Source organism: Brevundimonas sp. NPDC055311, from assembly GCF_053645695.1.
The window spans coordinates 62,201-77,833 of the sequence record NZ_JBSHMV010000006.1; the positions used below are offsets into that span (position 1 = coordinate 62,201).

The 15,633-nt window shown below is 68.1% G+C and carries 11 protein-coding genes; 9 read left to right on the plus strand and 2 right to left on the minus strand.

Features of this window, described 5'->3' with window-relative positions:
- The first annotated feature begins 27 nt into the window (after positions 1-27).
- The 7 genes from ACWIDZ_RS15290 to ACWIDZ_RS15320 all read left to right on the plus strand — a co-directional run bounded on the left by ACWIDZ_RS15290 (position 28) and on the right by ACWIDZ_RS15320 (position 10,587).
- Positions 28-2,082, plus strand: a complete 2,055-nt coding sequence (locus ACWIDZ_RS15290) for a TonB-dependent receptor domain-containing protein (protein ID WP_453990106.1) — start codon at positions 28-30, stop codon at positions 2,080-2,082.
- A gap of 74 nt (positions 2,083-2,156) precedes the next feature.
- Positions 2,157-2,534, plus strand: coding sequence for a MerC domain-containing protein (locus tag ACWIDZ_RS15295; protein WP_291783507.1), 378 nt, complete (start codon positions 2,157-2,159; stop codon positions 2,532-2,534).
- A 20-nt stretch (positions 2,535-2,554) separates the two neighbouring features.
- Positions 2,555-4,507 carry a TonB-dependent receptor domain-containing protein gene (locus ACWIDZ_RS15300; protein WP_338575388.1) on the plus strand — a complete coding sequence of 651 codons (1,953 nt, stop codon included), beginning with the start codon at positions 2,555-2,557 and terminating at the stop codon, positions 4,505-4,507.
- Between the two features lie 3 nt (positions 4,508-4,510).
- The gene (gene cobN, locus ACWIDZ_RS15305) at positions 4,511-8,344 is read left to right on the plus strand and encodes a cobaltochelatase subunit CobN (protein WP_453990108.1); all 3,834 of its coding nucleotides are present in this window, start codon (positions 4,511-4,513) and stop codon (positions 8,342-8,344) included.
- Positions 8,331-8,807, plus strand: coding sequence for a MotA/TolQ/ExbB proton channel family protein (locus ACWIDZ_RS15310; protein WP_200165203.1), 477 nt, complete (start codon positions 8,331-8,333; stop codon positions 8,805-8,807). The genes cobN and ACWIDZ_RS15310 overlap by 14 nt, the downstream gene beginning before the upstream one ends.
- Entirely contained in the window at positions 8,807-9,109 is a 303-nt protein-coding gene (locus tag ACWIDZ_RS15315) for a DUF2149 domain-containing protein (protein WP_200165204.1), read from the plus strand. Before ACWIDZ_RS15310 ends, ACWIDZ_RS15315 begins: the two co-directional genes overlap by 1 nt.
- A gap of 281 nt (positions 9,110-9,390) precedes the next feature.
- Complete coding sequence (locus ACWIDZ_RS15320) at positions 9,391-10,587, plus strand: DUF6880 family protein (protein WP_343829344.1); 1,197 nt, start codon at positions 9,391-9,393, stop codon at positions 10,585-10,587.
- A 9-nt stretch (positions 10,588-10,596) separates the two neighbouring features.
- On the opposite strand, the gene ACWIDZ_RS15325 is transcribed toward ACWIDZ_RS15320, so the two are convergent.
- Both ACWIDZ_RS15325 and dinB read right to left on the minus strand, forming a co-directional pair.
- The gene (locus ACWIDZ_RS15325) at positions 10,597-11,166 is read right to left on the minus strand and encodes an alpha-ketoglutarate-dependent dioxygenase AlkB (RefSeq protein ID WP_291783585.1); all 570 of its coding nucleotides are present in this window, start codon (positions 11,164-11,166) and stop codon (positions 10,597-10,599) included.
- A 5-nt stretch (positions 11,167-11,171) separates the two neighbouring features.
- Complete coding sequence (gene dinB / locus ACWIDZ_RS15330; protein ID WP_291783588.1) at positions 11,172-12,260, minus strand: DNA polymerase IV; 1,089 nt, start codon at positions 12,258-12,260, stop codon at positions 11,172-11,174.
- A 314-nt stretch (positions 12,261-12,574) separates the two neighbouring features.
- On the opposite strand from dinB, the gene ACWIDZ_RS15335 reads away from it, so the two are divergent.
- On the plus strand, positions 12,575-13,135 hold the full coding sequence (locus ACWIDZ_RS15335) for a glutathione S-transferase (RefSeq protein ID WP_453990112.1): 561 nt from the start codon (positions 12,575-12,577) through the stop codon (positions 13,133-13,135).
- A 117-nt stretch (positions 13,136-13,252) separates the two neighbouring features.
- The gene (locus tag ACWIDZ_RS15340; RefSeq protein ID WP_453990114.1) at positions 13,253-15,313 is read left to right on the plus strand and encodes an AsmA family protein; all 2,061 of its coding nucleotides are present in this window, start codon (positions 13,253-13,255) and stop codon (positions 15,311-15,313) included.
- Positions 15,314-15,633: the final 320 nt, after the last annotated feature.

Sequence of the window (15,633 nt, forward strand, 5' to 3'; positions counted from 1 at the left end):
CGACTCTCTTCATGAACGGGGAGCGTCATGCACTCAAGATCGATCCTGCTCGCGGCGGCGAGTTTCTCAGCCATTTCGACGGCGGCCTGGGCCGACGCCCTGCCCCAGTCCGGTCCGGCCGCGACCCGCTTGGAAGACGTCGTGGTGACCGCCGACGCCCTGGGCCGTTCGAGCAGGGAGGTGGTGTCCAATGTGGCGGTGCTGCGAGGCGACGAACTGGTCCAGCGCCGGCAATCGACCCTGGGCGAGACGCTGACCGGCCTGCCCGGGATCAACTCGGACACCTTCGGCGGCGGGGCCAGCCGTCCGGTTATCCGCGGCCAGACCGCGCCGCGCGTGAAAGTCCTGACCGACGGCTCGGCCCTGATGGACGCTTCGGAAGTCTCGCCCGACCACGCCGTGTCCGGCGAACCCCTGTTGCTGGACGGCGTCGAGATCCTGCGCGGCCCGTCCGCCCTGCTCTACGGCGGCGGCGCCATCGGCGGGGCGGTCAATCTGATCGACAAGAAGATCCCGACGCGCATTCCAGAGAACGGCGGCGAAGGCGTCGCCGAGTTCCGCCTGGGCACGGCGGACAATGAAGAAGCCGGCGTGGTCGGCCTGACCGCCGGCGCGGGATCGTTCGCCATCCGGGTCGAGGCCGCCGGACGCCGCACCGATGACTATGAGGTCCCCGACTTCGACGAAGCCACGCTGGACGGGTCGTTCAACCGCAGTTCGACCGCGACCCTGGGCCTGTCATGGATCGGGTCGCGCGGCTATCTGGGCGCCGCCTATACGGAGCAGCGCAGCGAATACGGCCTGCCGGGACATACGCACGAGTATGAATCCTGCCACCCGCACGGCTCCAGCCTGCACTGCGGCGGTCACGACCACGGCGACGACGACCATGACCACGATCATGATCACGACCACGATCATGACCATGTCCCGATCGTCGATCTGATCAGCAAGCGGGTGGACGTGCGCGGCGAGATCGAGGATCCGTTCGCCGGGATCGAACGCATCCGCTTCCGCGGCGGCTTCACCGACTATCGCCACGACGAGATCGACGACGGCGAGATCGCCACCACCTTCACCAATGAAGGCTATGACGCCCGCGTCGAGGTGCAGCACGCCGCCATCGGCGGGGTGCGCGGCGTGGTCGGCGCCCAGACCTCGCGTAGCGATTTCGCCGCCGTCGGCGCCGAATCCTTCATTCCCGAAAGCCGCACCGAGAACCACGCCCTGTTCCTGGTCGAGGAATACGTCGCCGGCGACTGGCGCTTCGAAGGCGCCCTGCGTCAGGAGTGGCAGGAGGCCCGCGCCCTGGGACGCGCCGATACGAGCCACTCGCCCTTCTCCCTTTCCGGCGGCGCCAGTTGGACCTTGACGCCCGGCTATGTCGCCAGCGTGACCCTGGCCCGATCCCAGCGCGCGCCGACGGCGCAGGAGCTGTATGCGCGCGGCGTCCACCTGGCGACCAACACCTATGAGATCGGCGACGCCGATCTGGACGTCGAGACGGCCAATTCGATCGAACTGGGCCTGAAGAAGATCGAGGGCGCCACGACCTTCGCCGCCAGCCTCTATCACTACGACTATGACGGCTACATCTTCGCCGACACCCTCGACCAGTTCGAGGACTTCCGCCTGATCCGCTACACCCAGGCCGACGCCCGCTTCACCGGGATCGAAGGCCAGGTCACCCACGCGTTCAGGCCGGGCCTGTCGGCCACGGCCTTCGGCGACTACGTCCGCGCCGAGCTGAAGGGCGACGGCGGCGACCTGCCGCGCATTCCGGCCGGCCGTCTGGGCGCCCGCGGCGACTTCTACAAGGGCGCCTGGTCGGGCAATCTGGAATACGTCCACGTCTTCGAGCAGGACCGCATCGCCGCCTTCGAGCGCAAGACGCCCGGCTACGACATGGTCAACGCCACCCTGGCCTATGACGTCCCGACGATCGCCGACATCAGCGGGCAGATCTTCATGCGCGGGACCAATCTGCTGGACGAGAAGGCGCTGAACCACGCCTCCTTCATCAGCCATCTGGCACCCCTGCGCGGCCGCAATCTCGTCCTGGGTTTCCGCGCCCGATTCTGATCCTTCCCCTCCTCCCCCCGCCTGGCCGCGGCGTCCCATGACGTCGCGGCCGACTTTCCTCTGAAAGGATCGCCATGAACGCTCGTGTCCAGACCTGGGGCGACGCCGCCGCCGTCGGCCTGTCCTGCCTGTGCATGATCCACTGCCTCGCCCTGCCTCTGGTCGCAGGACTGCTGCCGGTTCTCGGCCTGTTCGCCGAGGCGCCCTGGGTGCACTGGGCCTTCGCCCTGACCGCCGCGCCCATCGCCGCCTGGACCCTGACGCGCCCGACGCCGGACGGTCGTCGCGCCTGGCCGCTGATCGGCCTGGGCGCGCTCGGCGTCGCCCTGCTGGTCCTGGCCGCCGCCGAATGGCCGACGCACGAGGCCGAGACGCCGATCACCGTCGCCGGCGGCCTGCTGCTCAGCGCCGCTCACCTGATGAACTGGCGGCGCAGGCCGCACGCCCACTGACGTCCTGGACATCCCACACCATGAAATCCGCTATTCCGCAGGCCTCTGCGACGGCGCTCGCCGCCGCCCTCGGCGCTGCTTTTCCCGCCATCGCCGAAGAGGCCGCGCCGCAACGCCTGCCTGACGTGGTCGTCACCGCCACATCCACCCAGCGGACGACGACCGACGCGCCCGCCAGCGTCACCGTCATCGACCGCGAAGAGCTTCTTAGGCGGCCGGTTCAAGACCTGACCGACGTCCTGCGCGACGTGCCGGGCGTGACGCTCAACGGCGCCGGACTGACCCGGCGCGGCGTCTCCATCCGCGGCATGCCCAGCGAACACACCCTCTTCCTCCTCGATGGGCGACGGGTGAACGCCGCCGCCAACGCCGTCCAGCACGCCGACTTCGACCTGGGCTGGATGCCGGCCGAAGCCATCGAACGCGTCGAGGTCGTACGCGGGCCGATGTCGTCGCTCTACGGATCCGAGGCCCTCGGCGGCGTGGTCAACGTCATCACCCGCAGCGCGTCCGACGAATGGCGCGGCAGCCTGACCGCCATGGGCGGATTACGCGAGGATGGCCGAGGCGGCGAAACCTATCAGGTCGGCGCCTATGCGGGCGGCCCGCTGGCGCAGGACCGTCTCGGTCTCAGCCTGTTCGCGGAATCCAAGGCGCGGGCCAATACGCCCCAGGCGACGAACCGTCGCCTTTCCGACCTCGAAGATCGCGAGACCGTCACCGGCTCGGCGACCTTGAGCTGGACGCCGGATGCGGCGCAGCGGATCGACCTGACCATTCTGGGCGGGCGCGACGACCGCTATCGCGACACGGCGACCACAGGCGCATCGCCCGTCTACTATCGCTTCGCCGACACGGTGCAGCGCCGCCAGTACGCACTGTCGCATCGCGGACTCTGGGGCTGGGGCGAAACAGCCGTCCGCGCCTACCGTTCGACGCTGGATCGCGAGAATGCGGTGACGGCTGGACAGACCCCTTCGCGCCCTGTGGGGATGCAGGAAGACATCCTTGACGGCCGGGCCACCTTCGACCGCTGGGCGAGCCATCGCCTGAGCGTGGGCGGCGAATGGCGGCGCGAGCGGCTGGAAGACGCGGCCGCCTCCCGCTCCGGCCGGCTGGAAGGCGAACGCTACGCCCTGTTCCTGCAGGACGAATGGACCCTGACGTCCTCGCTGTCGCTGACCGGCGGCGCGCGGTTCGATCACCACGAGCAGTACGGGTGGCAGACCAGCCCGCGCCTCTACGCCGTCTGGTCGCCCCTCGAGGGGCTGACGTTCAAGGCCGGGGGCGGCCGGGGCTTCAAGTCGCCTAGCCTGAAACAACTGTCGCCGGAGTTCGAGACCATAGCGGCCGCAGGCCGTTTCCGGGTCTACGGCAACCCCGACCTGAAGCCCGAGATCGGCACCTCCTACGAGGCCTCGGCCGAATACCGCCGGGGCGGCTGGATGGGCCGCGTCGGCGTTTTCGACAACGACATCGAGGACCTGATCGAAACTCGCTGCACCGCATTCTGCGGCGTGCGCGGCCGTGAAATCCGTCTGTATCAGAACATCGCGGAGGCTCGAATTCGCGGCGTAGAACTGGCCGGCGCCGCGCCCCTGCCGGGCGGTTTCAGCCTGAGAGCCGACTACACCTACCTGGACAGCGAAAACCGGGAGACGGGCTCTCCCTTGTCCGAACGGCCCGAGCACAGCGGCCACGCCACCCTGCGCTGGCAACCTGAGGAAACCCGCTTCGTCCAGCTTCGCGGCGAGTACGTCGGCGAGCAATGGATGGTCTCCAACTCCGTACAGCAGCCGGTTCCCGACTATGCCCTGGTCTCGCTGGAAGGCGGCTACCAGATTCAGCCGAACCTGTGGGTGCGCGCCGGGGTTCAGAACCTGACCGACGTGCGTCTGGCCGAGGAATCCGCCTTCTTCTCCTTCGCCGAGCCCGGCCGCTTCTACCACCTCGGCTTTACGGCGAGCTTCTGAGCCGTGGCGTTCCTCCTCCGCCTCCTCCTGATCGTCGCTGTCTGCCTGACCCCGGCCCTGCGGGTCGCCGCCCAGGACGCGCCGGGCCCACGCGTGCAGGTGATCGGCAGCGATTTCATCCTGCCCGCCAAGTTCGTGCGCTTGCAGGCCATGGCTGGGGCGGAGGACGTCGCCTTGCGCGGAACATCCCTCTCCACGCTTGACGATCAACCGGACTGGGCGCGGGCCGACTTCATCCTGCTCGACACGCCGCGTCCCTCCGATGTCGAAGCGGTGCAGGCCGTGATCGGCGACAGGCTCGAGATCGGCGACCGGCCCTGGGTTCGCATCGGCGGCGGCGCGCCGGCCTTCGGCAACCTGTCGCCCGAGGCGGCGCGGCGCATCGCCGGCTACTATGCGGCGGGCGGACAGGAGAATTTCACCCTCCTGTTCCGATATCTGAAGCTCCACGCCATGGGCGGCGACGCCGCCGCGCTTCCGCCGCCGCGCCCGCTGGAGCAGGTCGGCTATCATCACCCGAGCCTGGAGGCGCACGACGCCGAAGCTCTCGACGCCTGGCTTGCCGAGCGGCCGGCGCGCGCCCGCGCGGCGATCTTGATGTCGAGTTCACAGGTTGCGGATGGCGACACCGCCGTGATCGACGCCCTGATCGCCGCGCTCGGCGCCAGGGGCCTGGAGGGCGTCGGCGTGTGGTTCGACCAACGTCGTCCGCAGGGCCTGACCGAGGCGCTCGCGCCGCTCGCCCCCGATCTGCTCCTCAACACCCAGCATATCGTCGCCGGCGACCCGATCCGCGACCAACTCATCGCGCTCGACATCCCCGCCCTGATGACCTTCTCCTACCGGGAAGGCGGCGTCGAGGCCTGGCGCGCGGCCGATACCGGCCTGCCCAGCCGGTCCGCCGCCGCCCTGATGGCGCCCGCCGAGGCCTGGGGCATGAGCGATCCCATGGTGATTTCGGCTTTCGAGAACGGCGCTCTCGCCCCGATTCCCGAACAGGTCGAAGCCGTCGCCGCCCGCGCCGCCCGCCTCGTCGCCCTTCGCCGCAGGCCCAACGCCGACAAGCGGCTGGCCCTGATGTTCTGGAACCATCCCGGCGGCGAGGCGAACGTCTCGGCCTCGAACCTGAATGTTCCGCGCAGCCTGGAGGCGTTGAGCCTGGATCTGAACGCGGCGGGCTATGCGATTCCGCCGCTTTCCGAAGCCCGCTGGATCGACGCGGCGCGCGCCATGCTGGGCGCCTTCTACCGGCATGAGGAACTGGACGGTCTGCGGGAGCGGGAATTGGCCGTGACCCTGCCCGTCGCCCGCTATCGCGCCTGGCTTGACGCCCTGCCCGCCGTCCGGCGTGACGCCGTCCAGGCCCGCTGGGGCGACCCGGCGCGGCATTGGTCGGTGCGGACCATCGACGGCGAGACGGTTTTCGTCATCCCCGCCTTCCGCGACGGCGCCCTGACCGTCCTGCCCCAACCGCCCCGGGCCGCCCGCGTGGGCGAGGCCTATCACGACACCGCCGCACCGCCCGACCATCTGTATCTGGCCGCCTATCTGTGGGTGCGCGACGTTCTGGACGCCGACGCCCTCATCCATCTGGGCACCCATGGGACGCAGGAGTTCCTGCCCGGCAAGGACCGGGGACTGTCGGCGCACGATGACGCCTTCGTCGTGCTGGGCGGCCTGCCGGTCGTCTATCCCTACATCCAGGACAACATCGGCGAGGCCATGCAGGCGAAGCGGCGCGGCCGCGCCGTCACCGTCAGCCATCAGACCCCGCCCTTTTCTCCCGCCGGTCTGAATGACGAGCTCAAAACCCTCCACGACCTGATCCATCAGCACCAGCAGTTGGAAGAGGGCGCGGTGCAGGACGCTGTGCGGGAGCAGATTCTCGACCTCGCGGCGCAACGAAGCGTGGACGCAGACATGGGCTGGACGCGATCGACCGCGCGCATCGACTTCGCGGCCTTCCTGAACCAGTTGCACGACTATCTGCATCAGGTCGGCGGCGCGCCCACGCCGCTCGGACTGCACGTGTTCGGTCGTCCGGCCTCGCCGGATCACCGGTTGACCACCGTCATGCAGCAACTGGGCGCGCCCTACTTCGAGGCGCTTGGCCTGGACGAGCAGGAGGTGCTCGCCAAGGATCAGGCCGCCCTGCACGCCGATCCGGCCTTCCAGACGCTGCAACATCACCTTCGCGACGGCCTTCCTTCCAGTTCCATCGCCGATCCCCTTCTGCGCGCCCAGATCGAACGCGCTGAAATCCTCGACCGGCGCCTGACGGAAACCGGAGAGACAGACGCCCTGCTCAGGGCCCTGTCCGGCCGTTTCGTCCTGCCGGGCGAAGGCGGCGATCCGGTGCGCAATCCCGAAGCCGTCGGCGGCCGAAATCTCTACGCCTTCGCGCCCGACAAAATCCCCGCCCAGGCCGCCTATGACGCCGCCGCCGAGGCCCTGGACAGCCTGCGTCAGGCCTATGCCGAAGAGCACGATGGACGCCCGCTGACCAAGATGGCCGTCAGCCTGTGGTCGTCCGAGTCCGTCCGCACCCTCGGCCTTCCTGAGGGACAGATTCTGCGCGCCCTGGGATTACGGCCCCGCTGGGACGCGGGAGGACGCATCGTCGCGCTCGACATCATACCGGCCGTCGAACTGGGGCGGCCGCGCATCGACGTGGTGGTGCACGCCACCGGCGTCTATCGCGATCAGTTCGACGGCTTCCTGCGCCTGCTGGCCGACGCTGTCGAACGCATCGCCGAACAGAACGAGCCCGGCGATCCCGTCGCGGAGAACAGCCGCGCCGCCGCCGCTCGCCTGGTCGCCGAAGGCCTCTCGACCGATGAGGCCGAGGCCCTGGGCCGCGCCCGCATCTTCAGCAATGCGCCCGGCGACTACGGCAGCGGCGTGCCCGACGCCGTGCGCGACGCCGACAGCTGGAATGACGCCGAGGATCTGGCCGATCCCTTCCTGGACCGCCTGGGCTATGTCTATGGCGCGGGACGCTGGGGCCGGAAAGCGGAGGGCGGCGTCTTCGCGGCCCAGCTCGCCGGAGTCCAGGCCGCCGCCCTGTCGCGATCCAGCAATCTGCACGGCGTCCTGTCGACCGATCACCCTTTCGAATACCTGGGCGGCCTGTCGCTGGCGATCCGGCGGGCCGGCGGCGAGGCGCCTTCTCTCTACATCACCGACGCGCGGGCCGGGTCGCCGAGGACGGTCGCCGCTCGCGACTTTCTGGCTGCGGAAATGCGCAGCCGCTACACTAACCGCACCTGGATCCAGGCCATGCAGGCCGAAGGCTATGCCGGGACGCTGGCTGTTGTGGATCTGGCCGACAATCTGTTCGGCTGGCAAGCCACCGCGCCCGGCATGGTCCGACAGGATCAGTGGCAGGCGCTTCACGACGTCTATGTCCGCGACGAGCGCGGCCTGGGCGTGCGGGAATGGTTCGAAGCCCACAACCCCATGGCCGAGCGACAGATGATCCAGCGCCTGCGCGACGCCGTCGCCAAGGGCTACTGGTCTCCCGACGCGGCGACGCGGAAAGCGCTTGAGGCGCGCCTAGCGCAGATCGACAGTCCTTCGCCCCCCGGAGCGACGACGCCTCCCGGCTTTGGCCAGGGAGCGGCTCGCTCAGCGGCCGCCTCGGTCCCGGAGCCTGCCCCGGCGGGCACGCCCTCCGACCTCGTGCGGGGCCAGGTCCTTGAGCCGATCCCGCCGCCCGCCCCTGCCCCGTCCCTTCCCCCACCGTGGGGCCGCCTGCTGTTTCTCCTCGCCTTCCTGGCCGGCGGCGTCAGCCGTCTCGTCTCTCTCCCTCGAAAGGTCCCTCATGCCCCAGCTTGAAGCCGGCCTCTATCAGGTTTCCAGCCTGTTCCTCGCGCCGGCGCTGATCCTCATCCTGGCCGCGATGGCCTATGCCCTGTTCGCCCTCGGCGCCTTCCTGGTGGAGGCCGGTCAGCGCCGACGCGCCGACTGGCGCAGTCCCCTATGGCGCCGCTGGCGAGCGACCGACGCCGCCAGCGACGATCTGGAACTGATGATCCTCAAGGACCTCGAGGGCCTGCGCATCGTCTCGCGCAGCGCCCCCATGCTGGGCCTTGTCGCCACCATGATCCCCATGGGCCCCGCCCTGCTGGCGCTGGGACGTGGCGACGCCTCGGGCGTAGGCGAGAACATGGTGGTGGCCTTCTCAGGCGTCACACTGGCCCTGATCGCCGCCAGCATCGCCCACTATGTCCTGACCGTGCGCCGGCGCTGGCTGCTTCAGGACCTGCGCGCCATCGAACGCGCGCGGGAGGCCGGTTGATGCGCTTCCTCGACGAAGAAGACGACGATCCCATCACCGCCGTTGTCAATCTGATCGACCTGTTCGTGGTGATCATCGCCGTCCTGCTCGTGGTTCTGGTGCAGAACCCGCTCAACCCCTTCAACGCGCGCGACCTGATGGTGATCGAGAACCCTGGCAAGGCCGACATGCGCATCACCGTGAAGGAGGGCGACGAACTGACCCGCTACGAATCCCAGGGCCGGATCGGCGAAGGCCAGGGCGTCAAGGCGGGCTCAGCCTATCGCCTCCCCGACGGTAGGATGATCTATGTGCCGGAATAGAAGATCGGATCATAAATCCCAGTCCAAAGCCGGCGCTCCATAGGAAAGGCTTCCAGTGCTTGATCTGAACCGCAGCCAAGGGAGGAAAGGGGTATGAATAAATCGAAGTCACTGTATCCCTGCTTTCGAGTTGCGCCAATCTGGGTCTTCTGGCGGCTCCGTAAGGCGCGCCTCCCGTCCGACACACAGCGACTGCTGGGTAGCAGGGGGGTGACGAAATCGTCCTTGGCGCCCGTGCTATAGCTGCCCCTCGGACGACCCCGCTCCTCCCAAAGGACCTCATGGCGCGACAACCCAGGATCTCGACCAGGCTTTCCGCAGCCAACCTCGTCCATCTCGGGGCGCCCCGTCTGGCGGACCTGCTGATCGAGGCCGGCGCCGGGAACGCCAATCTTAAGCGTCGTCTTCGTCTGGAACTGGCGGCCGAGGCCGGCCCCGACCTCCTCGCCCTTGAGATCGGCAAGCGCATCACCGCCGTCTCCGTCGCCCGCACACGTGTGTCCTGGCGCAAGCGCGGCGAACTGATCGACGACCTGAACATGCACCGCGACATGATCTTGGAGCGCCTGGCGCCCGAGGTCCCCGGCGAGGCGCTCGCCGTCCTCATTCGCTGGTTCGACCTCTATCCTGGCTTGGCCGCCCGCGTGAAGGACACCAAGGGGGAACTGCCCGCCGCCTTCGAAGCTGCGGCGCCGGACCTCTTCACCCTCGCCGAAACCGCAGGAGACGAGGCGCTGCGCGACCTGGTCGATGCGCTCCGCCGGCGCCCCCAGGACTATGCGCGCTGGATATCCTCCGCCGGCGAGGCCCTCGGCCCGCTCACGGCGCGCCGACTTCTGGACGGCCTGGACGTATCGACCCGCAAAACTCCGGCCGGCCGCAACCTGCTGCGCCGCCTCGCGGATCGGGCCGGCGACCTCGATCTATGGCTGTCCCTCGTCACGCCTGAACAGGCCGGATCGCCCGACATCGCCGCCGACATCGCCCGCCGGCTCCTTGAGGTAGGCCGCACTGCAGAAGCCCGCGCCGCCCTGGAAGCCGCCCTGAACCCCTCCCCCCTTAACCGTCGCTGGACCTATGGGCGCGACCCGACTGACGGCGCGCCCCGACTGACCCCGGCCTGGGAGGCCGCATCCATCGAGGTGATGGACGCCGAGGGCCATCGCCAGGAAGCCCAGGACCTTCGCTGGCGCCTGTTCGAGCGCGACCTGTCGGCGCCCGTCCTTCGCGACTACCTCTCGCGCCTGGCGGACTTCGACGATGTCGAAGCGCTCGACCAGGCCTTCGTTCACGCCTCGACCCACCCAGACTTCGAAGCGGCCATGCGCCTGCTGATGGACTGGCCCGCCCATCGCGAAGCGGCCGCCCTCGTCCTGGCGCGCCCCCGCGAAGCCCGGCAGGTGCGCCCCGCATCGGCGGACTGGGCCTCGCGCCTGGCCCAGCGCTACCCTGAAGCCGCCGAAATCCTGACGGGTTAGGCCCGCCTGTCAAGCCAAGGTCCTGAAGGTGACGGAGTAGCGCAGCGCCGTCATCGGCGAGATGGAATGCTCCCAGTCGCTCCGCGCCTCGCCGGAAAGGCGATAGACGGAGCCCGGCCCCAGCGCCGCTCCGGCGCGACGCCACTTCGACCCCGCCTTGCGACGAAGGCGCATGACGCAGGGCGCAAGGAAGGAGACGCCCAGGATCTTCCCATAGACGGGACGGTCGCGGTGCCATCCGATCCCGGCGCCGGGCGCATATTCATTGACGAGGGCCTGCACGAACGCCCCCTCATCAAGACTGAGCGGTCCAGCCAGGCGATCCAGAAGCGCTTTAAGGAAATCCGGCCAAGGTTCGGCCGTCTCCAGTCGACGTCGCTCAAGGTCGTAGCGGCGTCCAAAAGCTGCGATCCGTCTGAAGCCCTGATAGCCCATATGCTCATAGGGCCTGAAGCTCAGCTTCTGCAGGTGAGCGACCACCGCCGCCTGTTCGGCCGCCGTGAAGACGTCCGGCCAATAGTCGAAACCCGCTGGCGCGGCCGGCCGCGGGACGTGGCCGAACAGATCGGTCTGGAGCATGGCCGTCACAGCGCCAGTTCGCCCGCTGGCGTCCATGACGGGATTCCAGGTGAAGCCTTCTCCAGATTGGACAGGGTCACGCCGACAAGCCGCACGCCCCTGGTTGGCGGATAGAGGGAGCGCACCAGCAGGCGGGCGATCTCACGCAACCGCGCCTTCGAGGCGACCGGCTCCTTGAAGGACCGACTGCGGGTCGACTGTTGGAAGTTCGCCCACTTGACCTTCACCGTCACGGTCCGGCCGAGCGCCCCCGCCTTTTCGCACCAGGCCCAGACCTCGTCGGCCATCCGATCCACGCCCGCCTCGATCGCCGCTGGATCGACCAAGTCGCTGGCGAAGGTGGTCTCCGAGCCGCTGGACCTGCGCTCGCGGTCCGGATTGACGGGGCGCGGATCGTCCCCGCGCGCCACGCCGTAGTACCAGGCGCCGGATTTGCCGAAATGATGCTGAAGGAAGGCCAAGGACTGACGCTTGAGGTCCGCGCCGGTCTCGATACCCAGGCGGTTCATCTTCTCAGCCGTCACCGGCCCGACGCCGTGGAAACGCTTGACCGGCAGGACCTCGACAAAGGCCTCTCCTCGCCCTGGCGGGACCACGAACTGGCCGTTCGGCTTGCGCTGGTCCGAGGCCAACTTGGCCAGGAACTTATTGTAGGAAATCCCGGCCGAGGCCGTCAGACCGGTCTCCTCGAGGATGCGCGCGCGTATCTCCTCGGCCGTCGCCGAGGCCGTCGGCAGTCCTCGGATATTAGCCGTGACGTCGAGATAGGCCTCGTCGAGGGACAGGGGTTCGATCAGGTTCGTATAGTCGGCGAAGATGGCATGGATCTGCGCCGAGACGGCGCGATAGACCTCGAACCGGGGCGGCGTGAAGATCAGTTCCGGGCACTTCCGCAAGGCTGTGCTCGACGGCATGGCCGACCGCACGCCGAACTTGCGCGCCTCATAGCTGGCGGCGGCGACCACGCCGCGCGAAGCGGCGTGGCCTACGGCGACGGGACGACCGCGCAAGGCGGGATCGTCCCTCTGCTCCACCGAGGCGAAGAAAGCGTCCATGTCCACGTGGATGATCTTGCGGGTGGGGGCAACGTCCATGGACAACGCTTAGCAAGACTCGAACAAAATGAGAACATTCTTCCGGTAGCGTGACGGCTCCAGCCTGAAATGCGCCGTATCGGAAGCGGAACGAGAAAGGGTCGGACCTGTTCTGCAAATTCGCTTGCCCACCCCCGCTGGCGTTCGCGATCAGCTAAGCGCTGGAGAGCTCCATGACGGACTTCACCCTCTATTATTGGCCGGTTCCCTTCCGGGGCCAATTCGTTCGCGCCCTTCTCGCCCATGCTGCCCGGACATGGTCGGAGACGAACGAAGCGGCGATCAGCGCGCTCATGCAGAGGCCGCCAGGAGAGATGCCCGTGCCTTTCATGGGGCCGCCCGTATTGGTCGATCACGCTTCCGGAGCGGCGATCTCCCAGATGCCCGCGATCCTGCTGTATCTGGGAGAGACGCTTGAACTGCTTCCTTCCACGCCAGAGCTGCGCGCCTTGACGATGAAGGTGGTCAATGACGCGAACGACGTCATCGATGAGATCACTCTGGACGGCGGCCGACAGATGTGGACCGAGGCGCGCTGGTCGAGCTTCGCGCCCCGTCTGGGAAAATGGATGGCGTTGTGGGAGGACCTGGGCCGACGCCATGGCCTGACGGCGCATTCCGGCTTCTTGCTGGGTGGAGAAAAACCGGGCGTGGCCGACATCGTCACCGCGACCTTCTGGTCCGCCCTGACCGAGCGCTTCCGCCCTATCGAATTAATGCTTGAAGAAACCGCCCCCATGACCGCGGGCCTTGCACGGCGCCTCTCAAGGACGCCAGCCCTGGCCCGCTTGGCGGAGTGGTCGCGCCGTGAATACGGCGACGCCTATTGCGGCGGCGACATCGAGCAATCCCTGCGTAGAGTTCTGAACGTCTGAGGCGCTCGAACGCGAGAGCCTCGCGAAAGCCGGTGAGCGCCTGAACCCGCGCAGGCCGACCCGGCACGTGGCGCCCTTTGCCGGTTGGGGCGTTAATCAGCCTCACCGGAGGCGATCTTGATCGACAGGCCTGGAGCGAAATCGGCGATCGACAGCGTGCGCCAGAAAGCGGAAGCGGCCCTGCGGCGCACAGCGGAGGGCCGCGACGCCATTTGCGCCTATGTGGTCGCTCGGGATCCCGTATGGCTCGCCGTTCGTCGTCCCGGCCAGCCGGAGTTCATCGCGGCGGCGATCACCTTGGGCCTCGTCGCCGCCTTTCTCCTGTTCCTCGTTCTGTTCGACTGGAACTGGGTGCGCGACCCTATCGGTCGCGCCGCCTCCGCCTCGACCGGCCGGGAGGTGGCTCTGAAAGGGGACCTGGATGTCAGGCTGTTCAGTTGGACGCCCTCGGCGACGGTGCGCGGTCTCAGCGTCGGCGGGCCCACATGGGCGTCCGGGCGCAATACCGCCGAGATCGAACGGCTCGACGTCTCGATACGATTGCGACGGCTGTTTCTGGGCCAGATCGAAGTGGCTTCGCTGACCCTCACCCGCCCGCGGGTCCACCTGGTCGTCGACAGCCAGGGCCGGCGCAGCTGGGACCTGGAGCCGGACCGACCCGATGACGGGCGGGGCGCCAGGCTGCCCGTCATACAGCGCCTGGTCATTCACGACGGCCGGCTGACCTTGAACGAGCAGCGACGCGGCATGACGCTCGACGCCGTGGTCACGGCGCGTGAGGCGCGCTCGCCCCAGGATGGAGAGAGCGGCTTCGTGCTCGACGGCAAGGGGACCATGAACGGCGAGCCCTTGACGCTTCGCGTGACGGGCGGTCCCTTCATCAACATACGCCGCGACCGGCCCTACGCCTTTACGGCTGAATTGGCCGGAGCGAGCTCCAGGCTGAGCGCCGCTGGAGCCGTCACCCGGCCCTTCGACCTGGGTCGTTTCAACGCCAGGCTCGAGCTGCAAGGTCGTGATTTGGCCGACCTCTACCTTCTGACCGGGATTACGACCCCCAACACGCCGCCTTATCGGCTGAGAGGAAGCCTGACTCGCGACGGAGCCCGGTTCCGCTTCGCGGACTTCAGCGGGCAGGTCGGATCGTCGGACCTGTCGGGGACCCTGGAGGTGAACAGGGTCGAAGGGCGCCGCCGCGTCGATGCCGAGCTCGCGTCCCGCGCCCTGGACATCGACGACCTGGCGGCCGTGTTGGGCGCGCGCCCGCAGGTCACGACTGCGGGCACGGTCGCGACCTCGGGCCAGCCCGGCAAACTGCTGCCCGACGCGCCCTTGCGAACAGAACGTCTGCGCGTGATGGACGGAACCCTCGCCTATCGCGCCGCTTCGGTGAAAGCCAACGCCTTCGACATTCGGCAGGTCCGGCTCGGCGCGGATCTGAAGGACGGCGTTTTAAAGCTCGATCCGGTCTCCTTCGCTTTCAACCGCGGCGAACTGAACGGAACCGCGCGGATCGACGCCACGAAGGACACGCCTTACAGCGCCGTCGACTTCCGTCTCAGCGGCTATCCGCTGGAGTCCATCATACCCGCACGGGACGGTGCGCCGACGGTGACGGGCCGCGCCCTGGGCCGGGCGAAGCTGGAAGGGCCCGGCGCGTCCATTCATGAACTGGCGGCCCGTTCGAAGGGAAGCCTCAGCCTCGTCGTTCCTCAAGGACGGATGCGTTCGGCCTTCGCCGAACTGCTGGGGATCAACGTCGGCGCCGGCCTGCGCAAGCTGCTTTCGGGCGATCAGTCCGCTTCGCCCATCCGCTGCGCCGTCGCCGATTTCAAGGTCTCAGACGGCGTCGCTACAGCCCGCACCCTGGTGATCGACACGGACGTGGTCCTGGCCCAGGGATCGGGAACCATCGACCTGGGGGCCGAGAGGCTGAATCTAAAGATCGACGGCGAAACCAAAAAGCCTCGTCTTCTGCGGGTCTGGGCCCCGATCACCATCACCGGCCCCCTCGCCTCTCCGGATCTCGGCGTGGACCTGTCGGCCGTCGCCACACAGGGCGGCGTCGTCGGCGCCCTGGCCACGCTCGTCAGCCCCATCGCAGCGCTGCTCGGGTTTATCGATCCCGGCCTGGCGGAAGACGCGGACTGCGGCTCGCTAATCGCCAGCGCGCGATAACCCTATGGTCCGGAAACGCCCTCGCGCGATCCGGCCGCGTGGGGCGGAGGGCGGGAGGCGCTGCGCACGCCCAGAGCCGTCAGGGCCGTAACAGGTTCAAGCGCCTAGCTTTGCCGCTACTCCTCGCTCAGGCGGACCTGCATCCGCTCTTGAAGGGGATTGTCACTGCCGCACGACATTCAAATTATAGGCGCTTTCTCCGGCTTCGTTGCGAGCGACTTCCTGATGAAGACGCCGACCAACATAGGAAAAAACCACCCGCGCATGTCAGGGACCGTTTTGTACATTGGATTATTGTTTCATTTTTCTCACAAAATGAT